21 protein-coding genes are annotated in these 24,025 nt (G+C 74.8%); 12 read left to right on the top strand and 9 right to left on the bottom strand.

The features are described 5' to 3' along the window. Window positions 1–25: 25 nt before the first annotated feature. On the bottom strand, window positions 26–712 hold the full coding sequence (locus IE308_RS07735; protein WP_190217128.1) for a ScbR family autoregulator-binding transcription factor: 687 nt from the start codon (window positions 710–712) through the stop codon (window positions 26–28). A gap of 187 nt (window positions 713–899) precedes the next feature. Between IE308_RS07735 and IE308_RS07730 the strand changes: the two genes are divergently transcribed. From IE308_RS07730 to IE308_RS07720, 3 genes are all read left to right on the top strand, one after another. After that, window positions 900–1,802 (top strand): ScbA/BarX family gamma-butyrolactone biosynthesis protein, encoded by a 903-nt coding sequence (locus IE308_RS07730; protein WP_190217127.1) that lies wholly within the window; start codon window positions 900–902, stop codon window positions 1,800–1,802. Window positions 1,803–1,872: 70 nt separating this feature from the next. Then, complete coding sequence (locus tag IE308_RS07725; protein WP_190217126.1) at window positions 1,873–2,529, top strand: ScbR family autoregulator-binding transcription factor; 657 nt, start codon at window positions 1,873–1,875, stop codon at window positions 2,527–2,529. A gap of 38 nt (window positions 2,530–2,567) precedes the next feature. Continuing rightward, window positions 2,568–3,794 (top strand): damage-control phosphatase ARMT1 family protein, encoded by a 1,227-nt coding sequence (locus IE308_RS07720; RefSeq protein ID WP_190217125.1) that lies wholly within the window; start codon window positions 2,568–2,570, stop codon window positions 3,792–3,794. 7 nt (window positions 3,795–3,801) lie between these two features. Here IE308_RS07720 and IE308_RS07715 read toward each other — a convergent pair whose 3' ends face one another. Continuing rightward, window positions 3,802–5,046, bottom strand: a complete 1,245-nt coding sequence (locus tag IE308_RS07715; protein WP_190217124.1) for a cytochrome P450 — start codon at window positions 5,044–5,046, stop codon at window positions 3,802–3,804. Between the two features lie 151 nt (window positions 5,047–5,197). On the opposite strand from IE308_RS07715, the gene cyc2 reads away from it, so the two are divergent. After that, window positions 5,198–7,357: a germacradienol/geosmin synthase Cyc2 gene (gene cyc2, locus IE308_RS07710; protein ID WP_190217123.1), complete on the top strand. Its 2,160-nt coding sequence runs from the start codon at window positions 5,198–5,200 to the stop codon at window positions 7,355–7,357. Here cyc2 and IE308_RS07705 read toward each other — a convergent pair. Together IE308_RS07705 and IE308_RS07700 are read right to left on the bottom strand one after the other, a co-directional pair. After that, window positions 7,344–7,529 (bottom strand): hypothetical protein, encoded by a 186-nt coding sequence (locus IE308_RS07705; protein ID WP_190217122.1) that lies wholly within the window; start codon window positions 7,527–7,529, stop codon window positions 7,344–7,346. The genes cyc2 and IE308_RS07705 overlap by 14 nt on opposite strands. Continuing rightward, window positions 7,526–8,260 carry a CTP synthase C-terminal region-related (seleno)protein gene (locus IE308_RS07700; protein WP_190217121.1) on the bottom strand — a complete coding sequence of 245 codons (735 nt, stop codon included), beginning with the start codon at window positions 8,258–8,260 and terminating at the stop codon, window positions 7,526–7,528. Before IE308_RS07700 ends, IE308_RS07705 begins: the two co-directional genes overlap by 4 nt. A 95-nt stretch (window positions 8,261–8,355) precedes the next feature. Between IE308_RS07700 and IE308_RS07695 the strand changes: the two genes are divergently transcribed. Next, a complete protein-coding gene (locus IE308_RS07695) occupies window positions 8,356–9,222 on the top strand; it encodes a LysR family transcriptional regulator (protein WP_190217120.1) in 867 nt (288 codons plus the stop codon). 128 nt (window positions 9,223–9,350) lie between these two features. Next, window positions 9,351–9,932: a PDZ domain-containing protein gene (locus tag IE308_RS07690; RefSeq protein WP_190217119.1), complete on the top strand. Its 582-nt coding sequence runs from the start codon at window positions 9,351–9,353 to the stop codon at window positions 9,930–9,932. 45 nt (window positions 9,933–9,977) lie between these two features. On the opposite strand, the gene IE308_RS07685 is transcribed toward IE308_RS07690, so the two are convergent. After that, window positions 9,978–10,742 (bottom strand): metallophosphoesterase, encoded by a 765-nt coding sequence (locus tag IE308_RS07685; protein WP_190217118.1) that lies wholly within the window; start codon window positions 10,740–10,742, stop codon window positions 9,978–9,980. 266 nt (window positions 10,743–11,008) lie between these two features. Between IE308_RS07685 and IE308_RS07680 the strand changes: the two genes are divergently transcribed. Both IE308_RS07680 and IE308_RS07675 read left to right on the top strand, forming a co-directional pair. After that, window positions 11,009–12,136 (top strand): aminopeptidase P family protein, encoded by a 1,128-nt coding sequence (locus tag IE308_RS07680; RefSeq protein ID WP_190217117.1) that lies wholly within the window; start codon window positions 11,009–11,011, stop codon window positions 12,134–12,136. A 47-nt stretch (window positions 12,137–12,183) separates the two neighbouring features. After that, on the top strand, window positions 12,184–13,134 hold the full coding sequence (locus IE308_RS07675; RefSeq protein WP_190217116.1) for an aminoglycoside phosphotransferase family protein: 951 nt from the start codon (window positions 12,184–12,186) through the stop codon (window positions 13,132–13,134). Between the two features lie 68 nt (window positions 13,135–13,202). Here IE308_RS07675 and treZ read toward each other — a convergent pair whose 3' ends face one another. After that, window positions 13,203–14,948 (bottom strand): malto-oligosyltrehalose trehalohydrolase, encoded by a 1,746-nt coding sequence (gene treZ, locus IE308_RS07670; protein ID WP_190217115.1) that lies wholly within the window; start codon window positions 14,946–14,948, stop codon window positions 13,203–13,205. Window positions 14,949–15,122: 174 nt separating this feature from the next. Between treZ and IE308_RS07665 the strand changes: the two genes are divergently transcribed. The 3 genes from IE308_RS07665 to IE308_RS07655 all read left to right on the top strand — a co-directional run bounded on the left by IE308_RS07665 (window position 15,123) and on the right by IE308_RS07655 (window position 17,627). Beyond that, window positions 15,123–15,674 (top strand): FHA domain-containing protein, encoded by a 552-nt coding sequence (locus IE308_RS07665; RefSeq protein WP_110632097.1) that lies wholly within the window; start codon window positions 15,123–15,125, stop codon window positions 15,672–15,674. A gap of 145 nt (window positions 15,675–15,819) precedes the next feature. Next, a complete protein-coding gene (locus tag IE308_RS07660; RefSeq protein WP_190217114.1) occupies window positions 15,820–17,142 on the top strand; it encodes a M14 family zinc carboxypeptidase in 1,323 nt (440 codons plus the stop codon). Then, window positions 17,139–17,627 carry an SSI family serine proteinase inhibitor gene (locus IE308_RS07655; RefSeq protein ID WP_190217113.1) on the top strand — a complete coding sequence of 163 codons (489 nt, stop codon included), beginning with the start codon at window positions 17,139–17,141 and terminating at the stop codon, window positions 17,625–17,627. Before IE308_RS07660 ends, IE308_RS07655 begins: the two co-directional genes overlap by 4 nt. Window positions 17,628–17,658: 31 nt before the next feature. Here IE308_RS07655 and IE308_RS07650 read toward each other — a convergent pair whose 3' ends face one another. Together IE308_RS07650 and lpdA are read right to left on the bottom strand one after the other, a co-directional pair. Further along, entirely contained in the window at window positions 17,659–18,909 is a 1,251-nt protein-coding gene (locus tag IE308_RS07650) for a M14 family zinc carboxypeptidase (protein WP_190217112.1), read from the bottom strand. 106 nt (window positions 18,910–19,015) lie between these two features. Continuing rightward, window positions 19,016–20,509: a dihydrolipoyl dehydrogenase gene (gene lpdA / locus IE308_RS07645; protein ID WP_190217111.1), complete on the bottom strand. Its 1,494-nt coding sequence runs from the start codon at window positions 20,507–20,509 to the stop codon at window positions 19,016–19,018. Between the two features lie 94 nt (window positions 20,510–20,603). On the opposite strand from lpdA, the gene IE308_RS07640 reads away from it, so the two are divergent. Further along, on the top strand, window positions 20,604–21,503 hold the full coding sequence (locus IE308_RS07640; RefSeq protein ID WP_190217110.1) for a LysR family transcriptional regulator: 900 nt from the start codon (window positions 20,604–20,606) through the stop codon (window positions 21,501–21,503). A 138-nt stretch (window positions 21,504–21,641) separates the two neighbouring features. Here the strand turns inward: IE308_RS07640 and treY are convergent, their stop codons facing one another. After that, complete coding sequence (gene treY, locus IE308_RS07635; protein WP_190217109.1) at window positions 21,642–24,005, bottom strand: malto-oligosyltrehalose synthase; 2,364 nt, start codon at window positions 24,003–24,005, stop codon at window positions 21,642–21,644. Between the last annotated feature and the right edge of the window lie 20 nt (window positions 24,006–24,025).

Raw genomic sequence — 24,025 nt, 5'->3', positions numbered from 1 at the left:
GCCGGCCCGCCGCGCGTTCACGCGCTCACCGCACCCCGGCCGGAGTCCGCTCCTCGGCCTCCGCGCCGGCCTGGGCCGGATCGATCTCGGCCAGCACCCGCACGCCCCGGTCCGCCCGGCTGTCCAGCCCCGGCAGCAGACCCGGCACCGCGATGCTCGGCAGCATGTGCGCCCACAGCACCGCCAGCCGGTCCGCGAGATCGGCCCGGTCGGTCAGCGCCCGCGACATCAGCTGGATCCCGGTGAACGCCCCGACCAGCAGGTCGACCGTGTCCGCGGGCCGTACCGTGGGCAGCAGCTCGCCCTGCTCGGCCGCCCTTTCCAGCAGCGCCGTCAGCCGCCGCGACCACTGCCGGAACGGCTCCCCCCGGTCGATGCCGGACGGCGTCTCCTGGTCCACCGCCAGCCGCACCCCGCCGCGCAGCAGCGCGTTGCTGCGCAGCCGCTGCCCCACCGCGAAGGTCATGTCGATGACCTCCTGCAGCTTGCTGCTGCGCGAGGGCACCGCGCCGAAGAGCACCTGCTCGGCGAGGACGGCCTGGGCGAGCGACTCCTTGGAGGGGAAGTGGAAGTACAGGGCGCCCTTGGTGACTTCGGCCCGTTCCAGCACCATCGCGATCGTGGTGGAGGCGTACCCGTGCTCGTCGAAGACCGCGCCCGCGGCTTCCAGGATCATTCGGCGAGTCCGGATGGCCCGTTCCTGTCTTGCCATGTAAGCCCCTCCGCGGGCACCGCAGTTGAACGACCCGTACGATCTTACGGAACGCCCTGATCACCGGGCGTCACGGACTGATCTCGTTGAAAACAAACCGGTCGCCTCGTACCCTAGCGCCCGCCGAAGCGGACCCCACGCCGCCCGCCGGGCCCTCAAGGACCGTACGGGGCCCGTAGGGAGAGAGATGCCTCAACCGCGGCAGCTGGCCGGGAACCCGGCCATGACGGCGACCGTCCCCCGTCAGCTCGTGCACCGCGCGGCGGTCGCGGAAACCCTCCTCACCGGCTGGCACCGGCTGGCCGACGACCGTTTCACGGTAGCGGCGCAGTGGCCGCGCGCGCACGGCTTACACGTGTCGGCGGACTGGACGGCCTACGACCCGCTGCTCGCTGTCGAAACGGTTCGGCAGAGCGGCACCCTGCTCACGCACGCCGAGTACGACGTGCCGCTGGGCCACCGGTTCGTGCTCGACGCCTTCGACGTGACGACGTTCCCGGAACACCTCGGGGTCGGCGCGCTGCCCGCCGAGATCGAGGTCGACGTCGTCTTCACGGACGTGCAGTACCGCGGCCGGCGCCCGGTCTCCGCCCGTTACACCGCCGAGGTGCTGCGCTGCGGCGAGCGCGCCGCCACCGCGGACGTCGCGTTCACCTGCATGAGTGAGGCCGTCTACCGGCGACTGCGGTCCGGGCGCACCCCGGAGACCGTCACCGCCCTGCCCGCGCCGGCGGGACTTCCCCCGGAGGCGGTCGACCGGGCCCTGCCGGGCGATGTCGTCCTCGCCCCCGCCGACCGCAGGGGCCGCTGGCGGCTGCGAGTAGATACCGCACACCCCGTTTTCTTCGACCATCCGCTGGATCACGTCCCGGGCACGCTGCTGCTGGAGGCGGCCCGCCAGGCCACCGTGGTCCACACGGCGGGACAACGGGTCCCGGTGGCCTACCGATCCCGCTTCCATCGCTACGCTGAGCTGGACGAACCCGCCTGGATCGAGGTCCGGCGCACGGATGCGGCAGGCATCCAAGTCGTGGGCGTGCAGGGCGGATCCACTCTCTTCGAATGCCTGGTCGCAACGGCGGACCGGTGAGATATCGTGTACAGGGAGTTAGAAACAAACGGCATGACCCGTTCTTTCCCGTCCCAGGAGTGTCCCGTCGATGCCGAGGCAGTTACGCGCCGAGCAGACCCGCGCGACGATCATCACAGCGGCCGCCGACCTGTTCGACCAGCGTGGCTACGAGGCGACGAGCCTGAGCGACATCGTCCAGCACGCGAAGGTCACCAAGGGCGCCCTCTACTTCCACTTCGCGGCCAAGGAGGATCTCGCCCACGCCATCATGGAGTTGCAGTCCGAGGTCTCCCGCCAGGTCACCGGCGAGGTGGACGGCCACGACTACCCGTCGCTGGAGGCGCTCATACGGATCGTGTTCGCCATGACCCGGCTGTCCGTGGAGGGACCGGTCACCCGGGCCGGACTCCGCCTCGCCACCGGCCCGGTGCCGCTGCGCGAGCCGTTGCGGCACCCGTTCTCCGAGTGGCTGGAGATCGTCACCCACCGGCTGCAGAGCGCGGTCCGCGAGTCCGACCTCCACCCGGACGTCGACGTGGACGCCGTCGCCCACTCCCTCGTCTCCTTCTTCGTCGGCACCCGTGTCGTGGGCCGCTCCCTCGAACCCGTCGCCCGACTGCCGCGCAGGACGGCCGAGATGTGGCGCGTCCTCGTCCGCGGACTGGTCCCGGTTCCGCGCCGACCGCGCTACATGACCCTGATCACGCGCCTGGAGCGGGAGGTCATGGCGGCCGCGGCCGTGTGAGCCGCCCGGCGGACGCGGGCGGCGGTAGGTTGAGCCGCATGCCCGACAGCCCCGCTCCCACGCCCGGCGCCCCCGTGCTCGTCGGCGGCGCACCCGGCACCTTCCCGCACAGCGTGCTCGCCGAACGGCATCCCGCGATCATCCGGCAGGTGCGGGACGCCTTCCCCTACGGCCCCGGGATCCGCCGCGCCCTCGACGCACTGCTGGAGAGCTGCACCGACGGCGTGATCGAGCCGCTGCCCGCCGAAGCCCCCGACCGGGACCGCTGGCACACCTGGGGACTCGGGGAGCACACCGGCCGGTCCTGGTTCGAGGTGCCCTGGCTGTGGGCGGAGAGCTACTTCTACCGCCGGCTCCTCGAAGCGACCGGCTACTTCACGCCCGGCCCCTGGCAGGGCATCGACCCGTTCCGCCCGTCCAAGCTCGCCGAACTCGACTCCGCCGAGACGGAGGAGGAACTGGCCGCACTGGACGACCTCACCTCCCGCCCGTCCGACGAGCGGGCCCAGGCCCTGCTGCACGGCTCGCTGTGGGGGAACAGGGCCGACCTCGGATTCCGGCTGTCCGCCGGCGCCGCTGGGGCCGCCGGACCGGGCACCGGCGCCGACGCCCCGCGGACCCCCGTCGCGCCCGCCCTCGTCGCCGACGACAGCGCGGCCCTGTGGGCGCTGCTCCCGCCCGGCGGCGCCGGCACCCTGTGCCTGGTCGCCGACAACGCGGGGCGCGAACTCATCCCCGACCTGCTGCTCCTCGCCCATCTGCTGGACGCCGGACGCGTGGCACGGGCGGTCCTGCACCTGAAACCGCAGCCCTACTACGTCTCCGACGCCACCACCGCCGACCTCCTCGACGCCCTGCGCCGGCTGGCCGCGGCCCCGGGTGCGGCCCGGGCGTACGGGCGGCGCCTGTGGGAGGCGCTGAGCGACGGCACCCTCACCGTGCGGGCGCACCCCTTCTCCGCGGGCCCGCTGCCGTACGCCGCGATGCCCGGCGACCTGCGCGCGGAGTTCGCCGGGTACACGCTCACCGTCCTCAAGGGCGACCTCAACTACCGCCGCCTGGTGGGGGACCGGCTGTGGCCCCCGACCACCTCCTTCGCCGACGTCACCGCCCATTTCCCGGGTCCGGTCGCCGCCCTGCGCACCCTGAAGTCCGACGTGATCACCGGCCTCGACGCGGCCACCGAGGCCGCGCTCGTCGCCGCCGAGGGGCAGCGCTGGCGCACCGGCGGCACGCACGCGCTGATCCAGGTGCGGGAGAAGTAACCGCAGGTCAAGTGACCTGGAGCTCCAGCGACTTGATGCCGTTGATGAAGTTCGACACCAGTCGCCTCGGCGGTGCCGCCGTCCGCAGTTCCGGCAGGGCGAGCAGCACCTGCCGGTACAGCACCCGCAGTTGCAGCCGGGCGAAGTGGGCGCCCAGGCACACGTGCGGGCCGTCGCCGAAGGACACGTGCGGGTTGGGCGACCGGCCGAGGTCCAGCCCGTCCGGGTCGGCGAAGACCCGCTCGTCGCGGTTGGCGGAGGCGTGGAAGACGACCACCTTGTCCCCGGCCCGGATCCGCCGCCCCGCCAGCTCGGTGTCCCGGGCGGCGGTACGGCGGAACGTCAGCACGGGCGGATGCCTGCGCAGCAACTCCTCCACGGCCGCGCCCAGTTCGGCTTGACCGGTCCGCAGCCGCCGGTACGCCTCCGGGTGCCCCGCCAGCTCCAGCAGACCGCCCGGGGCCGCGCTGCGCACGGTGTCGTTGCCCGCCACGGTGAGCAGGAAGAAGAACATCTCCAGCTCGCCGTCGGCGAGTTCGCGCTCCTGGGCGAGGGTGGTCAGCACGTCGTCGCCGGGGTGCCGTCTCTTGTGCGCGGCGAGCCGGTGCGCGTACGCGAACATGTCGCGCAGCATCGCCGGCGACCGCGGATCGACCGGTCTCCCCGCCGTGTCCCGTACCTCGGGGCCCGCCTCGTCCGGGTCCTGGTAGCCGATCACCCGCCGCGTCCAGTGCAGCAGCAGCCCGCGGTCGCTCTCCGGTACGCCCAGCAGGTCCGCGAGGTTGAGCAGGGCGTAGTCGTCGGTGACGGCGGCGACGACGTCGACGGTGCCGTCCCCGGCGCGGGCTCGCGCCAGCGCGTCCCCGAGCAGGGTGCGCGCCCGCTCCTCGGCCACCGCCGTGAACCGCTCCACCCGGCCGGGCGTGAAGGCCCGGCTGACCAGCCGCCGCAGCCGGCCGTGCGCCGGCGGGTCCTGGTTGAGCATCATGCGGCGGATGAACGGCAGATCGTCCGGGTCCGGGTCACGGATCTGCGTCGCGCCGAGATGCGAGGAGTACGTCGCCGCGTCCTTGAGGACCCGGACCACGTCCGCGTGCCGGGTCACCGCCCAGAAGCCGGGCCCGGCGGGCCAGCCCAGCACCTCAGGCTCCTCCTGCCAGGCCACCGGGTGGTGGTCGCGCAGGGCGCGGTAGTCGGCGTACGGCACCCCGGCGGCGTACCGGCGCGGGTCGAAGACGTCCGGCACAGTCATGCGGCCACCGTGACCCGTGGGTCGCCGGCCCGGCAAGAGCGCGGCACCGGCGCGTTCCGCGCAGGTCACGTGTTCGGGCCCGGTTCACGCGATGGTGTGATCATGTCCCGCCGTCCGGATGATCCCGGAAAGGCATGGGTAGGGCCCGGCCATGACGCAGCCGTTCGAACTCCCGCACTTCTACATGCCGTATCCCGCGCGGCTCAACCCGCATGTGGACGAGGCGCGGGCCCACTCCACGCAGTGGGCCCGCGACATGGGCATGCTGGAGGGGTCCGGGATCTGGGAGCAGGCCGACCTCGACGCGCACGACTACGGCCTGCTCTGCGCCTACACCCACCCCGACTGCGACGGCCCCGCCCTCTCGCTGATCACCGACTGGTACGTGTGGGTGTTCTTCTTCGACGACCACTTCCTCGACATGTTCAAGCGCACCCAGGACCGCGCCGCCGGCAAGGCCCACCTGGACCGGCTCCCGCTGTTCATGCCGCTGGACCTGGCCACGCCGGTGCCGGAGCCGCGCAACCCGGTCGAGGCGGGCCTCGCCGATCTGTGGGCGCGGACCGTGCCGGCGATGTCGGTGGACTGGCGTCGCCGGTTCGCCGTCGCCACCGAGCACCTGCTCAACGAGTCGATGTGGGAGCTGTCCAACATCAACGAGGGGCGGATCGCCAACCCGGTCGAGTACATCGAGATGCGCCGCAAGGTCGGCGGCGCGCCCTGGTCGGCGGGGCTGGTGGAGTACGCCACCGCCGAGGTCCCGGCGTCCGTCGCGGGGGCGAGGCCGCTGCGGGTGCTGATGGAGACCTTCTCCGACGCCGTGCACCTGCGCAACGACCTGTTCTCCTACCAGCGGGAGGTGGAGGACGAGGGCGAGAACAGCAACGGCGTGCTCGTGCTGGAGACGTTCTTCGGCTGCACCACCCAGCAGGCCGCGGACACCGTCAACGACATCCTCACCTCGCGCCTGCACCAGTTCGAGCACACCGCGCTCACCGAGGTGCCCGCGCTGGCCGTGGAGAAGGGTCTCGGCCCGGCGGAGGTCGCCGCCGTCGCCGCGTACACCAAGGGGCTGCAGGACTGGCAGTCCGGCGGCCACGAGTGGCATCTGCGCTCCAGCCGCTACATGAACGAGGGCGCGCGGTCCTCCTCCCCGTGGCAGGTCATCGGGGGGCGCGGCACCTCCGCCGCCGACGTCGGCGCGCTGCTCGCCGGGGCCGCCCAGGACCGGCTGCGCGCCTACCGGCACGTGCCCTTCCAGAAGGTGGGCCCGTCCCGCATCCCCGACTTCTACATGCCCTTCGAGCTGCAGCTCAGCCCGCACCTGGACGGTACCCGGGCGCGTCTGGCCGACTGGTGCCGGGCCATGGGCATCCTCCAGGAGGGCGTCTGGGACGAGGACAAGCTCCGCGCCTACGACCTCGCCCTGTGCTCCGCCGGCCTCGACCCGGACGCCACCCGGGAGGCCCTCGACCTCAGCGCCTGCTGGCTCGCCTTCGGCACGTACGGCGACGACTACTACCCGCTCGTCTACGGACACCGGCGCGACCTGGCCGCCGCCCGCCTGACCACGGCCCGGCTGTCCGCGTGCATGCCCCTGGACGGCGAGGAGCCGATCGCCCCGGCCAACGCGATGGAACGCGCCCTGATCGACCTGTGGGAGCGCACCACCGCGTCGATGACCCTGGAGCAGCGGCGCTCGGTGAAGGCCTCGGTCGACGTGATGACCGAGAGCTGGGTGTGGGAGCTGTCCAACCAGATCCAGAACCGCATCCCCGACCCGGTCGACTACCTGGAGATGCGCCGCCAGACCTTCGGCTCCGACCTCACCCTCAGCCTGTGCCGCATGGGACACGGCCCCGATGTGCCGCCCGAGGTGTACGCGAGCGGACCGGTGACCTCCCTGGAGACGGCCGCCATGGACTACGCCTGCCTGCTCAACGACATCTTCTCCTACCAGAAGGAGATCGAGTACGAGGGCGAGATCCACAACGCGATCCTCGTCGTGCAGAACTTCTTCGGCTGCGACTATCCGCAGGCCCTCGGCGTGGTCCACGACCTGACGACCCAGCGCATGCAGCAGTTCGAGCACGTCGTCGCACACGAACTGCCGGTGCTCTACGACGACCTGGGGCTGTCCGCGGAGGCGCGCGCGGCGATGCACGGCTATGTCGCGGACCTGCGGAACTGGCTGGCCGGCATCCTCAACTGGCACCGCAGCGTGGACCGTTACCGGGCCGAGTGGCTGGCCCGCCGCGCCCACGGCTTCCTGCCGGACCGGCCCCCGGCGCCGGTCCTCAGCCTCGGCTGACCTGCCCTATGTGTGCCGCCGCCTCCCTGGCGAGTTCCCGAACGCCCGCGGCGGCGTCCTCGGAGAGCTCGCCGAGCAGGGAGGCGGCGGCGGTGCGCAGGGCGCGGGCCTCCTCCGGCAGGTCCGCATCGGTCAGAGCGAGGGTGAGCCGGTAGTGCTCGTCGTAGGTCACACCGGCTGAGGCGCCTCACCGCGCGCGTGCGCGACGGCGGCTCGGGCCAGGGCCCGCACCACCGGGTGGGGGCGCGAGCCGTCGCCGTACAGCTCCGGCTGGAAGAGCGTCGCCAGGAAGAAGGGGTGGCCGGGCAGTTCGGCGACGCGGACGTGGCCCTCCTCGTCGTGCCCGGAGAAGCGCATGCCGTGGGCGCGCAGCGTGTCGAGGTGGCGGGAGGGGCCGTAGGCGCAGAAGTAGCGCTCGACGGTCCGCTCCGCGCCGATCACCGACTGGGCGAGGCTGCCCGGCTCGATCACCACGGCCGCCTCGTGGCCGACGAGCGAGCAGGCCAGCGGCTCGATCAGGAAGTCCTCGGCATCGGGGTCGTTCTCGGCGTGCGCCACCCGGGTCAGACCGCACACATGGCGGGCGTACTCAAGCAGCGCGTGCTGGAAACCGCCGCACGTGCCGAGGAAGGGCACCCCGTCCTCGCGGGCGGCGCGGACCGCGGCGAGGACCCCCTCCTCGCTGCGGTACGGGCTGCCGGGCAGCACCCACACGGCGTCGAAGCCGCGCACCGCGCCCTCGGCGGCGGCGTCCTCGCTCGGAATCCAGTAGGCGTCGAGGACGAGCCGGTCACGCTCGGCGAGGGCGTCCAGCAGCAGCGGGATCCGCGTGTGCGAGACGACGTTGGGGGAGCGGTCGCCGACCAGGGCGATCCGCGCGGCGGGAGATGCGGTGTGCGTCATGCGAGCCATCCTCGGCGCGCCGGCGACTTCACGTCCAACGATGATTCCTGCACGGTCGATCAGCGTTCCTTATACGGGGTGGGATGCTGTCGGGCATGGACCCGCACCTGCTGCGCACGTACGTCACCGTGGCCCGCCTCGCCTCCTTCTCGGAGGCCGCCCGCGAGCTGGGCTACACCCAGTCCGCGGTCTCCCAGCACATCGCCGCGCTGGAGCAGGACCTCGGCGCCCCGCTGCTCACCCGCCGCCCGGTCGCCCCCACCGCGGCCGGCGAGCGGCTGCTGGAGCACGCGGGCCCGCTGCTGCTGCGCCTGGACGCGGCCCGCGCCGACGTCGCGCGCATGGCGGCGGCGCCCCAGCAGGGCCTGACCCTCGCCGCCGCCCCCACCGCGCTCGCCCCCGGCGTGCTCGCCGCCCTGCCCCCGGCCGGTACGACCCTGCGCGTCCTGGCCCGCGACGAGATCCCGGCGGCCGTCGCCACGGGCGCCGTGGAGCTGGGCCTGGTCGACGGGCTTGCCGCGCCCAGCGACCCGCTGCGGCTGCCCGACGTGGCACCGCTGACCACGCGCGGCGTGACCGAGGAACCGGTCAGCGTCCTGCTCCCGGCCGGGCATCCGCTGGCCCGCCGCCCGGCGCTGCGTCTCGGCGACCTCGCCGACGCGCGCTGGCTGGACGCCCCCGGGGCCGGCCTGCCGCTGGCGCAGCTGCGTGCGACGGACGGCGGCCGCGGCTTCCGGCCGTCCCTGCGCTATGACGGCACCGACCTGCGCACGCTGACCGCGCTGGCCGCCGCGGGCCACGGCCTCGCCCTGCTGCCCGCCTCGGCCGCCGCCGGGGTGCCGGGCGCGGTCGCGGTGCCGGTGACGGAGCCCCGCGTCGTCCACCGCGTCGAACTCGTGTACGCGAGCGTGCCGCGCGGGGCCGCGGCCGCGCTGGCGGACACGCTCACCGGGGCCTCCTGACCCCGGACGGAGGGGATCCCGGGAACGTCACACGGGCCCCTTCCCGTGGATGACGCCGGGTCAGTCTCACTCGTTCGTGGCACGTCGTGCGCCGGCGCGCAGGGTAGAGCACCAGCCGGAGGCGATCCATGGAACCGACTGCGTTGCGTCCCAAGCCGATGCCCGGCCAGGAACCCGGCGGGCCCCGCTCCGGCGGCCCGGCACCCCGCCGCCCGCACGCCGCGCGGCGCCGCGGCCGGCGGCTGTCCACCCTGCTCCTCGGCCTGGTCCTGCTGCTCGCCGGGGTCGGCCTCGGCACGGTGGGGGCCACGGTCATCGGCATGAGCAAGCTCGCCGACCTCCAGCGGCAGGCGTCCCACACCCCGCAGGCCCCGCACGCGGCGCACGCGCCGGACCGGCCCGCGCCCGCCCCGCCGTCCGCGAGCCCCTCGCCGACGCCGCCCGTCCGGGCCGGACTCGGCGTGGAGGCCATGGACGCCGAGAAGGCGGGCGCCCTGGTCGTCGGCGTCCACGTCCCCGGTCCCGGTTACGCGGCCGGCCTGGTCCGCGGCGACATCCTGCTCGCCTTCGACCACACCCGCATCGACTCGGCCGCGGACCTCGCCCGCGCGGTGGCCCACGCCCGCCCCGGCAGCGAGGTGACGCTGACGGTGCGGCACCGCAGCGGGGGCTACCAGCAGTTGACGGCCGTACTGGGCGTCGTCGTCTAGGAACAGGCGGGGCCCAGGGACACGCGGGGGCGTCGGCCCGGTGTCTCAGACCACCCGGAAGTGGCTGGTCAGCCGCCCGTCGTCGGTCAGGATGTGGAAGGCCAGCCCGACCGGCGCGTCCCGGTCGGCGATCTGCTCGCCCTCCCAGGGCAGGCGCAGCGTCCAGGTCACCCCCGGCCCCACGACGAGCGGGCGCCCGGCGAACGAGGTCGCGGCGGGCGTGTGCGCGTGCCCGGTGATCAGCCCGGCGATCTCCGGGCGCCGTTCCATCAGCGCCGCGAGCGCCTCGGGCCGGCCCAGCCGGTAGGAGTCCGGCAGCGGGTGGTGCAGGGCGACGGGCGGGTGGTGGAAGGCGAGGAGGACCGGCAGCCGGCCGCCCAGGTCGTCGAGCGTCGCCTCGATCCAGGCGTACGTCTCCTCCTCCAGCGCCCCGTCGTCCTCGCCCGGAACGCTGGAGTCGCACATCAGGACGGCACCGCCCTCGAAGACCCGCACGCTGTTCACCGGCGCACCGGACGGCTCCTGCCCGAGCAGGGCCTTGCGGTAGGGGGCGCGGCTGTCGTGGTTGCCCGGGCAGGTCAGGACGGGGAAGGGGGCCGGCGCGGACCCGCCGTCCTCGCGCAGGCCGAGCAGCCGGGCGGCCTCCTCGTACTCCGGCTCGGCGGCGTGGTCGGCGATGTCGCCCGTCACCAGCAGGGCGTCGACCGGCCCCGGCAGCCCCCACAGATGGTCGCGCACCCGCTCGGCACGCTCCGTGGCCCGCGCGCTTCCGTCCAGATGCAGATCGCTGATGTGTGCGAGTACGAGCACGGTGTCGCGCCCTCCCCCTGATCGTGGTTAACGTTTACGGCGCATCCAAGCATTAGCAACACGGGCCGGGCAAGGGCGGCTCGACCCGGGCCCGTGATCGCCGTGTGCGAAACCAGTGGTCCGGCGTCCGCCGCACCGGCACGATGGCCCAGGACAAACCGCCCATCGGCTCGCGCCGCCCCCACGCTGCGGGCAGGATGCTGGCAGGCAACGGACCGACGCGGAGGGACACCCGTCAGTCCCCGCACCCGCCCAGGGAGGACCGCATGACCGGCACCGCAGCCGCGCCGTTCACCGCCGACGACTACCGCGCCCGCATGGAGCGCGCCGTCACGGCCGCCGCCGACGCGGGACTCGCCGGACTCCTCGTCGCCCCGGGCCCCGACCTGGTGTGGCTCACCGGCTACGCGCCCACCGCCGTCACCGAACGGCTCACCCTGCTGGTGCTCACCCCCGACCGCGACCCCGTCCTCGTCGTCCCCGCCCTGGAGGCCCCGGACGCCGCCAAGGCCGCCGGAGCGTCCGCGCTGACCCTGCGGGACTGGACCGACGGCAAGGACCCCTACGCCGCCACCGCCGCCCTCCTCGACGCCCGCGGCCGGTACGGCATCAGCGACACCACCTGGGCCCTGCACCTGCTCGCCCTGCAACGCGCCCTGCCCGACAGCGGCTACGCCTCCCTCACCGACGCCCTGCCGATGCTGCGGGCCGTCAAGGACGCCGCCGAACTCGGCCTGCTCGCCGCCGCGGGCGCAGCGGCCGACCGGGCCTTCGAGGAGATCCGCACCATGCGCTTCGCCGGCCGCCGCGAGACGGAGGTCGGCGCCGACCTCGCCGACCTGCTGCGCCGCTTCGGCCACTCCCAGGTCGACTTCACCATCGTCGGCTCCGGCCCCAACGGCGCCAACCCGCACCACGAGGTCGGCGACCGGGTCATCGAACCCGGCGACATGGTCGTCCTCGACTTCGGCGGCCTCAAGGACGGCTACGGCTCCGACACCACCCGCACCGTCCACGTCGGCGAACCCACCGAGGAGGAGCGCCGCGTCCACGACATCGTGCGCGCCGCCCAGGAGGCCGGCGTCGCCGCCGTCCGCCCCGGCGCCGCCTGCCAGGACGTCGACCGGGCCGCCCGCGCCGTCATCACCGACGCCGGGTACGGCGAGTACTTCATCCACCGCACCGGCCACGGCATCGGCGTCACCACCCACGAGCCGCCGTACATGATCGAGGGCGAGGAACAGCCCCTCGTGCCCGGCATGTGCTTCTCCGTGGAACCCGGCATCTACCTGCCCGGCCGGTTCGGCGTGCGCATCGAGGACATCGTGACGGTCACCGGGGACGGCGGGCGCCGCCTGAACAACACCACCCGCGAGATGGTCATAGTGGACTGAGCAGCCCCGGCAGCCCCAGCACCCACACCGACGACGACGGCGCGACCATGACCCAGGCACCGACACCCACCGCGGACACCGTCCGCCGACTGGTCCGTACCCTGCTGAAGGAAGGCAAGGGCGCGGACGGCACCGCCGGCCCCGACGTACGGCCCGTCGCCGGCGACGGCGAGCACTCCACCTGGTGGGTCGGCACCCGCCATGTGCTGCGCCTCGCCCCCGACCGCGAGGCCGCCGTCCGCCAGCGGCGCGAGCTGCGCCTGCGCGACCTGGTCCGCCCGCACGTCCCGGTCGCCGTGCCGACCAGCGTCGCCCACGGCGAGTGGACCCCCGGGCTCACCTACACCCTCGACACCAAGGTGCCCGGCGCCACCGCCGAGGACCACGACGTCTCCGCCGTCGGCGAGGCCGACCTGGCCGGACTCCTCACCGGACTGCGCGAGGTGCCCGCCCGTCAGGCCGAGGCGCTCGGCGTGCCGCGCGCCGCCCCGCGCTCCCTGGAGGCGCTGCGCCGGATGGCCGTCTCCGCCGCGCGCGGCCTCGGCGACGCCGACGAGTTCGACCCGGCCCGGCTGAGCCAGCTCACCCCGCCCGGCGCGGCCCAGCTCGCCGCCCAGCCCGGCGCCGCGGTCCTCGTCCACCACGCGCTGCGCGGCGAACACCTCGTCGTCAGCGCCGACGGCCGCGTCCGCGGCGTCCTGGACTGGACGCAGGCGGTCCTCGGCGACCCGGCCGAGGACATCGCGGGCCTCGCCCTCGCCGTCGGCTCCGGCGCCGCCGTGCGCGCCGCCACCCTCGCCGGGTACGGCGCCCGCCCCTGCCTGCGCGGCCTGTGGCTCGCCCGCTGCGACACGGTCCTGCACCTTGCCGCCCGCCTCGACGGCCGCGACACCGCCCCCCTGCCCCTGCTGCGCACCCAGCTGCGCCGCGCCTGGGAGGCGATCCTGCTGGAACGGGTGACGGAGCTGAGGGAGGGCGGCCCGGAGGACGAGGCCTAGGCCTGAGCCTGGACCTGGACCTGGACCCGGATCCAGACGCGGCCCCGACCCCAGCCCCCGTCAGTCCGTCAGTCCTGCTCCAGCACCACGCACGACTCCCCGGGCAGCCGCAGCATCCCGTCCTCCCCGGGCCCGCTCACCTCGTCCCACGCGGCCAGGACCCGCGCCGGGCGCGTGCCCAGCGGGATCGCGGCGGGCTCCTTGGACAGGTTCACGGCCACCCGCACGTCCCCGCGCCGGAAGGCCAGCCAGCGGGCCTCCTCGTCGTAGGCCACCTTCAGGTCGGCGAGGTCGGGGTCGGTCAGATCGGGCTGGGTGTGCCGCAGGGCGATCAGCCGGCGGTACCAGGCCAGCACGCGCGCGTGCGGCTCACGCTCCGGCTCCGACCAGTCCAGGCAGGACCGCTCCCGCGTCGCCGGGTCCTGCGGGTCCGGAACCTCGTCCTCCGCCCACCCGTGCGCCGCGAACTCCCGCCGCCTGCCCCGCCGTACCGCGTCGGCCAGCACCGGGTCGGTGTGGTCGGTGAAGAACTGCCAGGGCGTGCCCGCCGCCCACTCCTCGCCCATGAACAGCATCGGCGTGAACGGCGCCGTCAGCGTCAGCGCCGCCGCGCACGCCAGCAGGCCGGGCGACAGGGACGCCGACAGCCGGTCGCCCTGCGCCCGGTTGCCGACCTGGTCGTGGGTCTGGCTGTAGCCGAGCAGCCGGTGCCCGCCGACCCGGCCCCGGTCCAGCGGGCGCCCGTGGCTCCGGCCCCGGAAACTGGAGTACGACCCGTCGTGGAAGTAACCGCCCGTCAGGGTCTTGGCCAGGGCGGCGAAGGGGGCGCGCGCGAAATCGGCGTAGTAGCCCTGCGACTCACCGGTCAGCGCCGTGTGCAGGGCGTGGTGGAAGTCGTCGTTCCACTGGGCGTGCAGACCGAGGCCGTGCTCCTCGCGCGGGGTGATCAGCCGCGGGTCGTTCAGATCGGACTCGGCGATCAGGAACAGCGGCCGCCCGGTCTCCGCGGCCAGCGTGTCCACCGCCGCCGACAACTCCTCCAGGAAGTGGCACGCGCGCGTGTCGACCAGCGCGTGCACCGCGTCCAGCCGCAGCCCGTCGATCCGGTAGTCCCGCAGCCACGCCAGCGCACTGCCCACGAGGTACGCGCGCACCTCGTCCGAGCCCGGCGCGTCCAGGTTCACCGCCGAACCCCACGGCGTCTGGTGCCGGTCGGTGAAGTACGGCCCGAAGACCGGCAGGTAGTTGCCGGACGGACCGAGGTGGTTGTGGACCACGTCCAGGACCACGCCGAGCCCCAGCTCGTGCGCCCGGTCCACGAACCGCTTCAGCGCCTCGGGGCCGCCGTACGGCTCGTGCACCGCCCACAGCGACACCCCCTCGTACCCCCAGCCGTGCCGCCCCGGGAACGGACACAGCGGCATCAACTCCACGTGCGTCACACCCAGTTCGACCAGATGCCCGAGCCGGTCAGCCGCCGCGTCCAGCGTGCCCTCAGGGGTGTACGTGCCCACGTGCAGCTCGTACAGCACCGCGCCCGGCAGCGGGCGGCCCGCCCACTCCGTGCGCCACTCGTACCGCCCGTGGTCCACGACGGCGCTCAGCCCGTCCGGACCGTCCGGCTGGCGCCGCGAGCGGGGATCCGGCCGCAGCGGGCCGTCGTCCACCGCGAAGCCGTACCGCGAGCCGTCCCGCGCCTCGGCCTCCCCCGTCCACCACCCCGCCCGCTGCGGATCGCGCTCCAACGCGCGCGTGACGCCGTCGCACTCCAGCGACACCCGATCGGCCTGTGGTGCCCACACCTCGAACTGCACGGACGGTTCCCCTTCGTCTGCTCACCGTGATGTAGCCCGTCCATCCTGCGTCAAACGAGATCAATCCGCTTTTGAATCATTCCTTTTGCGGCGGGTGTCGGCACAGGTACGCGCGCGTGGCCCCGTTTCTCCGCTTTCTGGACACCCGCACTCCGCTGACCGACAATCACACGCGTGACGTCGTCCTTCGAGTTCCATACCTACCCCGCGCGGCTCTCCGACGCGGAGCGCGACCGGGCGCTGAAGGTGCTCCGTGACGGCGTCGCCCTGGGCCGCCTGTCCCACGACACGTTCATCCGCCGGATGGAGCTGGCGCTCGCCGCCCGCCGCTCGGACGAGCTGGCCGCCCTCACCGCCGACCTGCCCCAGGACAACCGCGTCTCCCGCGCGCTGTTCGGCGCCGTCGAGGCCGTCTCCGGCTTCACCGTACGGCTGCGCAGGGCCTGGCAGGCCGAGCGGCTGCCCAAGCTGCTGCTGCCGCACCCCGGCACCGGCCACCCGCTGCGCATCGGCCGCGACCCGGGCAACGGGCTGCGGCTCACCCACGAGACGGTCTCCCGCATGCACGCCGAACTCAGCCGCCAGGGCGGCCTGTGGGTGCTGCGCGACCTCGGCTCCACCAACGGCACCACCGTCAACGGCCGCCGCGTCATCGGCGCCGCCGTCGTCCGCGAAGGCGACCAGGTGGGCTTCGGCAGCGTGGCGTACCGGCTCTCCGCGCACTGAACCGGGTCACCAAGTTTCCGTGGTCGTCGCGGTGTTGACGTGGCCGACGAGCCGTGACTGACTGTGCGTACACCATGGACACCAGGTGAACCGACGGCCCCGCACGTGGAGGTGTGCCCTGCCGCCACTCCTCCGCTACCCGAGCGTGGACGAGCTGGCCGACAAGGCCGCCGCACTCGTCGCCCGCCGCCCCCGCCACGCCCGGCTGCGGCGCGTCGGCACCTCCCGCGCGGGCGCGCCCCTGTGGCTGCTGTCCGTCGGCCACGGCAGCCGGCAGGCCCTCGTCGTCGCCGGACCGCACGCCAACGAACCCGTCGGCGGCGCCACCGCCCTGCGGCTCGCCGAACGCGTCCTCGCCGACCCCAGCCTCACCGAGGGCGCCGACGCCACCTGGAACCTGCTGCTGTGCCTCGACCCCGACGGGCTGCGCCGCAACGAGGACTGGCTGTCCGGCCCGTACACCCTCGGCCACTACTTCCGGCACTTCTTCCGGCCCGGCTTCCTGGAGCAGCCCGAGTGGCTGCCCGACGGCGCCGCGGCGGCCGTCCTGCCGGAGACGCGGACGCTGCTCGCCCTCCAGGACGAACTGAAACCTTTCTTCCAGGCGTCCCTGCACGGGGTCGACGTCGGCGGCGGCTTCGTCGAACTCACCCATGACCTGCCCGGACTCGCCGACCGGATGGCCGGGATCGCCCGCCGCCTGGGCGTGCCGCGCGAGCTGGGCCCGTACGACACCCTGTACTGGCCGGTCCTCGGCCCCGCCGTCCATCTGATCCCGCCACCGCAGCGCGGCGACCTGGCCGCGGCCATCACCGAGGCGGCGGTCGAGTCCACCTGGTACCACCCGCACCGCTACGGCACCGTCACCGCGATCGTCGAGGCGCCCATGTGGGGCGTGGCGGCCGTGGAGGACGGCTCGCCGCCCGCCGACCGGGACGCCGTCCTGCGCACGATCAGCAGGACCCTGCGCCACGACGCCCGCACCCTGGAGCTGCTGCTGGCCCGGATCCGTCCGCTGCTCGCGGCGGTGCCCGACGCCGCCCGCCTGCTCGCCCCGGTCGGCGACTATTTACTGGTCTGCCCCGGCCTGGCCGACGCCTGGGACCCCGACCGGGGCGTCCAGGACCGGCCGCTGCCGCCCCTGATGACCGCCCACCTGGCCGCCCTGCGCATCGCCGGCCGGCGCCTCGCCCTGCGCACCGCGGGACTGCTCCACCAGCTCGTCACGGGCGCCGGGGCGGTCGCGGCCGGTGCGCTGCCCGAGCTGGACCGGCTCATCGACGCCTGGTGCGCCGACTACCGCGACGGCTGCGGGGCGCGCTGGATCCCGGTCGCGCGGCAGGTGGAGTACCAGGCGCGGGTGGTGCTCGCCGCGTTCGAACTGGCGGCGCACCGCGCGCCGGAGGGGGCTCGTTCGGGTGAGCCGGGGTGGTGCTCGGGCACCGCCGTGCCGATGCACCAGGAATGACGTACCTCGCACGATCGATCGTCGGCGGCCTGCTGTCGGCCGCCCTCCTCACCGTCGCCGCGCAGCCGGCCGCCGCGGCCCTGGCCGTGCCGGGCGGGCTGCCGGCCACCGCAGCCGTCCCCGGGCCGGTCGAGCGGCCGGCCACCGCTGACCTGCCCACGCCCGTCGTGCCGCTCGACGACTGGCTGTACCTCACCGTGACCCGGGGTGACGCGTCCGCGGGCGACGCCCGGGGCGCCCTGCTGCTCTGCGCGCCGCCGCAGGGGCACGCCCGTGCGGCGCAGGCCTGCGCGGAACTCGCGGCGGCGGACGGCGACATCGCCGCGCTGCCGCTGAAGGACGTCTACTGCCCCATGGTGTACGCCCCGGTGACAGTACGGGCGCAGGGGGAGTGGGGCGGACGGCCCGTCACGTACACAGAGACGTTTCCGAACGGGTGTGTGATGGCGGCCCGGACGGGGGCGGTGTTCGCGCTCGACGGGTGAGGGACGACAGGGGCGGGGTGCCTGCGCTCCCTCACGTCACCGCGTCCCGCGCGTGCCGTGCCGCCGCGATCGCCGTGTCGGACTGGTGCTCGATCTGGTGCTCCAGGGGCACCCAGCGCGCCTGGAAGCGCCGCGCGAAGGCGTCGCTCCAGTCCGCCACGAGCCCCGTCAGCGGCGGCGCGGCACGGTCGTCGTACTGCCGCAGCACCCTCAGCAGCATCGCCGCCGCGCGCAGCGGCAGCCGCCGGGCGAAGGCCTCCACGCTGCCGACGTACGCCCGGCTCGTGTCGGCCGGCGGGGTGCGCGCCCAGTCCTCCGCCAGCCCCGGCACCAGGTCGAGCGCCCAGCGGGCGGCCCGCAGCAGCGGCCCGTCGGCGCCCTCCAGCCGCGGGCCGGCCTCGGCGAGCACCCCCTCCACGCGCGCGGCGTCCCGCCGCAGCCGGCCGGCGATCCCGCGCAGCGCCGCCTCCGGGGCGGGGTGCGGGGCCGGGTCGCCCACCAGGTCGCTCGCCCACATCGGCACCTCGACGATCGCGGTCAGCCCACCGTGCCGGTGCGCGTGGTACCAGGTGCTGTGCCGGGCGTCGTCCGGCATGCTCGGGTAGGCGGCGCCCGCGCCGGGAGCGGGCATGACGTGCACGCCCGGACCGGCGGCCGGCCAGCCCGCCGCGTCGGAGGCGCCCGCCTCCACCGGGATGTGCAGCCGGGCCGCGGACTTCGCGAACGGCTCGGCGAGACCGGGCACGTCCTTCGTCAACTGCACCCAGGTGCCGCCCAGATCGGTGGCGTGCAGGCTGACCTGGAGGTAGGGGCGCAGCTCGTCGATGACGGCGGTCAGGGCGAGCGTCTCGGGCGGCAGCCGGTCCGGTGGCAGCACGGACGGCGACCACTCCGGCTGCTCCGGGCCGGCGGGCCGGTAGAAGCCCAGGTGGTAGTCGAACAGGCTGCGCGGCGCGGGGGTGGTGTGCAGGCTCGCCCCGTCGGGGTCGGCGCACAGCAGGAAGTGCCAGGAGACGCCGTCCCGCAACGCGCGCTCCGCCGCCGTCCGTTCGGCGAGCGCCAGCAGCGAGGAACCCCCGGCGGGTTCGTTGGCGTGGGCGCCCGCGACGACCAGCACCGCCCGCGGGGACCGGCCGACCGACAGCAGGTGCAGGGGCCTGCCCGCCCGGGAGACGCCCACCTGTCTCAGCGTGCACAGGCCGGGCCGCCGGCCGGTCAGCGCGCGTGCGGCGGCGACCAGTTCGGGGACCGTGGGGTAGCGCAGCTCCGGCAGGAGACTCACCCCCCGACCCGTCCGCCCGGCTTCGCACCCGCAGTACCCCACGCGGGGGAGCACCTGTCAAGCGTGCGGTGGGGCGGACCCCGGGGCGCCCGGTGGGCCGTCGCGCTCACTGCTGGTGCAGGCCCCGTCCCGCCAGCGTCAGGAACGCCTCGCCGACCGCTTCCGACAGCGTGGGGTGGGCGTGGATGTGGCGGGCCACGTCGTCGGGCTGGGCGTCCCAGCCGACGATCAGCTGGCTCTCCGCGATCATCTCCGACACGTGCGGGCCGACCAGGTGCACGCCGAGCACCTGCCCGCCGCCCGCCTCCGCGACCACCTTCACCGTGCCGCCCTGCCCGTGCACCATGCCCTTCGCGACGGCGGTCAGCGGCATGCTGTTGACCTCCACCTCGTGCCCACGCGCGCGTGCCTCCGCCTCGCTCAGTCCGACCGCCGCCGTCTGCGGCGAGGAGTACGTCACCCGGGGCACGGCCGCGTAGTCGACCGGCGCCGAGACGACGCCCGCCAGCGTCTCGGCCACCAGCAGGCCCTCCGCGAACGACGCGTGGGCGAGCCCCGGCGACGGCGGCGGCAGCAGGTCCCCGACGACATGGACGCCGGGCACGGCCGTCTCCAGCCGGCGCCAGTCGGCCGGTGCGACGAAACCGCGCTCGTCGGTCGCGAGGCCCGCCGCGGCCAGGTCGAGGCCGTCGGTGACCGGGACCCGGCCGACGGCCACCAGCAGCCGCTCCGCCTCGACCGTGCGCACCTCGCCGCGCGCGGTGCGCACCTGGGCGCGGACGCCGTCGTCCAGCACCTCGGCGTCCAGCAGCCGGGCGCCCGCCTGCACGTCGATGCCCCGCTTCTTCAGACCCCGCGTCAGATGGCGGGAGACATCGGCGTCCTCCAGCGGCACGAGCCGGTCGGCCGCCTCCACCAGCGTGACCCGCGCGCCCATCGACCGATGGAAGGAGGCGTACTCCACGCCGATCGCGCCGCCGCCGAGGACCAGGACGGACGCCGGCAGCCCGGGCGCGAACAGGGCGTCGTCGCTCGTCACCACGCGGCGGCCGTCCGGCGTGAGCCCGGGGAGCGTGCGCGGGCGCGAACCGGTCGCCAGCACGATGCCGCGGCGCGCGGACAGGTCGCGCACGCCGGGCGCGGGTCCACGGCGCGTCCCGGGCACGGGTGCACCGCTCGCGCCGGGCGCGCTGTCCTCCCGTACGCCCTCCACGCGCACCGAACGCGGTCCCGTGAGCCGCGCGCTGCCCCGTACGACCCGCACGCCCGCGTGCGCCAGATGCCCCTCCACGCCCCGGTGGTTGCGGGTCACGATGTCGTCGCGGGTGGCGACCAGCGCCGCCCAGTCCACCGAGTCCAGCGTCGCCTTCACGCCCCAGCGTTCACGGGCCTCGGCGATGCCGTCGACGAGTTCGGCGGCGTGCAGCATCGCCTTGCTGGGGATGCAGCCGCGGTGCAGACAGGTGCCGCCGACCTTGTCGCGCTCGACGAGCACCACGTCGAGCCCCAGGGCGGCGGCGCGCAGCGCGGTGCTGTAGCCGCCGGTGCCCCCGCCGACGACGATGACGTCCGTGGTGTCCACGGCCTGAGGTGTGTTCATGACCACCACCCTCCGCCCGCCCCTTGCCATGAGTCCAAGGCAATGTTCTTGTGGATCCGATGCACGGTGTTCATGGCAGGGGAGTGGGTCGGGGATGAGCCTGCGGCAGATGGAGTACTTCCTCACGGTCGTCGAGGAGGCGTCCTTCACCCGCGCGGCGGAGGCCCTGCACGTCACCCAGCCCGCCCTGTCGCACCAGATCAAGGCCCTGGAGAAGTCCGTCGGGGGCGCGCTGCTGGAGCGCATGCCGCGCGGCGTGCGCCTCACCCCCATGGGCCGCGCCTTCCGCCCGCACGCCGAACGCGCCGTCCGCAGCGCCGCCCAGGCCCGCCGCGCCGCCCGCGCCGCCGCCGGGGCCGACGGCGGCGAACTGCACGTCGCCGCGCTGCACTCGCTCGCCGTCGGCGTCCTGCCGGACGTCTTCGCCCAGTGGCGCCGGGCCCATCCGCAGGTGCTGCTGCGCCTGCACGAGTACGCCACGCCGGAGGCCCTCCAGGAGGAGGTCGAACGCGGCACCGCCGACCTGGCCGTCGGCCCCGTCCCCGCCGGCTGGCCCGGCACCGTCGTGGAGTTCGGCGAGGAGGAACTGGCCCTGGTGGTGCCCTTCGACGACCGGTTCGCGGGCCGTGCGACGGTGACGCTGCCCGAACTCGCCGACCGGCCCTGGGTCCGCTGCGCGATGGAGCCCGTCGTGCACGGCGTCCGCTTCCTCGACTGGGCGTGCGAGCGGGCGGGTTTCACCCCGCGCACGGCGGTGTGGACCGAGCACACCTCCACCGCCGTACGGATGGCCGCCGCCGGCGTCGGGGTGTGCGTCGCCCCCACTCACGTGGTCCGCGGCGCGGTCGGCGAGGACTGCGCGGTCCTCTCGCCCGACCCCGCGTGGCGGCGCGCCCTGAGCGTCTTCACACGCGTGCCGCCCACCGGCGCCGCCGGGGCGTTCGTCGACCTGCTGACGACCACGTGGCGGGACGGGCAGCCCGCCATCCGCTGACAGCCACGTGGCGCGCCAGGCGCGGGGCAGCCCCGCCATCCGCTGACCGACGCCTGGCACGACGGTCGGCGCGCCCCCCACGGTTGACCGACACCTGGCGCGCGCGACGGGCCGCCCGGCACCCGCTGACCGCCCGCGTCAGCCCCGGTCCGCCTCCCCGACCCGCTCCAGCAGCGCCACCGGCAGCTCCGCGAACAGTTCCGCCACGCGCGCGTGCCCGGTGAACTCCCGTTCCGGGGCGAGCGCGTCGGCCCACCGGCCCGGCGGCAGCGGCAGCACCGTCTCCCGCCAGCCGCCCGCCTCCGCCAGCCGCAGTGACAGCCGCGTCACGGCCGTGACGACCTCGCCGGAGCGCGCGAAGGCCAGGCAGTGCGCCGCGGCGGGCCCCTCCGCGGTCAGTGGGGCGTACGTCGCCGCGTCGCCGAAGACCTCGGGCAGCCGCCGGCGCAGCCGCAGCGCCGCCTCGGTCACCGCGTCCTTGACGCCGGGGGCCTCGGGAGGGAACCGCACCGGCCGCCGGTTGTCCGGGTCGACCAGCGCCCGGTACTCGGCCTCCGTGCCCTGGTAGACGTCCGGCACGCCCGGCATCGTCAGATGGAGCAGCGCCGTGCCGAGCACGTTCGCCCGGATGTGCGGCTCCAGCGCGGCCCGCAGCGCCCGCACGTGCTCGCCGGGCGCCCCGCACGGCCCCGCCGCCACGAACGCCGCCACCGCCTCCTCGTACGGCGGCTCCTGCTCCGTCCAGCTCGTGTACAGGCCCGCCTCGCGCACGTGCTTCAGTAGGGCGCCCTGCACCCGCTCGGGGTCGGCCGGGCCCAGCCCGAACACCGTCTGCCAGGCCGCCCACGCCAGCTGCGCGTCGGGGCCGCCCTCGCCGCTGCGGGTCGCCTCCGCCAGCGTGTCGGCCCACCGCTGCGGGCACTCGGTGAGCACCGCGAGCGCCGCCCGCACATCGGCGCTGCGCTTGGTGTCGTGCGTGGACACCACGACCCCGCCGGCCGGCCAGTCGCGCTGCACGCGCGCGCAGTACGCGTGGAAGTCCTCCGGCGACACCGCCGGGCTGCCCGGATCGCCGCCCACCTCGTTCGCCGACAGCAGCGGCACATAGCGGTAGAACGCCGTGTCCTCCAGCGACTTGGCGCGCAGCGCCGACGCCGTCTGCGCGAACCGCGTCCGCAGCTCGACCTGGTCGGGCCCGTCGCCGTACCGCCCGAGCAGCAGGCCGCGCACGACGTCCACCGCGCCGCCCTCCTCCGGCACCACGAACGCCAGCCGCGCCTCGGCCGCGGCCTCCTCGGTGACGACGGACGCCGGGTCCACGGAGGCGTAGGGGCGGTAGACCTCCATCCGCACCAGCAGTTCCTGCAGCGCGGTGCGCAGCGCCCACGGCGCACGGTCGCGCAGCGCAGGGTCCGGTGACGTGGCGCAGACCTTGTGCGCCACCCGGACCAGCCGCTCCACCTCGGTCGCCAGCTCGTGGGTGAGCACCTTGTAGGCCGCCCGCCGCGCGGTGGCCGCCCATTCCCCGCCCCGGTCCGTCTGCGGGGCCGCGAACCGCCGGTACAGGCCGGTCAGCTCCCCGGCCCCCGCCGGGTCGGCGAACACGCCGTCGACGCGGCGCAGGGCGTCGTAGCCGGTGGTGCCCGCGACCGGCCAGGACGGCGGCAGGTGTTCGTGGTCGGCGAGAATCTTCTCCACGACGGTCCAGCGGCCGCCGCTCGCCTCGTGCAGCCGCCGCAGGTAGCCGTCGGGGTCGGCGAGCCCGTCCGGGTGGTCCACCCGCAGCCCGTCGATCACGCCCTCGTGCAGCAGCCGCAGGATCGTGGCGTGCGTGGCCTCGAAGACCTCCGGGTCCTCCACGCGCACGCCGATCAGCTCCGAGATGCTGAAGAACCGCCGGTAGTTGAGTTCGGTGCGGGCCAGCCGCCACCACACCGGGCGGTACCACTGCGCGTCCAGCAGCTGCGGCAGCGGCAGGTCCTCGGTGCCCTCGCGCAGCGGGAAGGCGTGGTCCCAGTAGCGCAGCTCGCCGTCCTCGGCCCGCAGCTCGCCGATCACCTCGCCGAGCGGGGCGCCGAGCACCGGCAGCAGCACCTGGCCACCCTGTGCCTCCCAGTCGATGTCGAACCAGCGCGCGTACGGCGACTGCGGGCCGTCGCGCAGCACCTCCCACAGAGCGCGGTTGTGGCGCGGTGACATCGCCATGTGGTTCGGCACGATGTCCACGACCAGGCCGAGACCGTGCTCCCGCGCGGTGCGCGCCAGCGCCCGCAGCCCCTCCTCGCCGCCCAGCTCCTCGCGTACGCGCGCGTGGTCGACGACGTCGTAGCCGTGCAGCGAGCCGGGGACGGCCTCCAGGACGGGGGACAGGTGCAGATGGGAGACGCCGAGCGAGGCCAGGTACGGCACGGCGGCCGCGGCGGCGGCGAACGGGAACGCCGGCTGCAGCTGCAGCCGGTAGGTGGCCGTGGGAACCCCGGGGGCGGATCGCTCAGGTGTCATGACACCGTACGTACCCGCCC

This window comes from Streptomyces griseosporeus (genome assembly GCF_014656055.1).
Taxonomy (GTDB): Bacteria; Actinomycetota; Actinomycetes; order Streptomycetales; family Streptomycetaceae; genus Streptomyces; species Streptomyces griseosporeus.
Note: the sequence above shows the minus strand (reverse complement) of the source record. Positions and strands in the feature narration are given on the sequence as shown.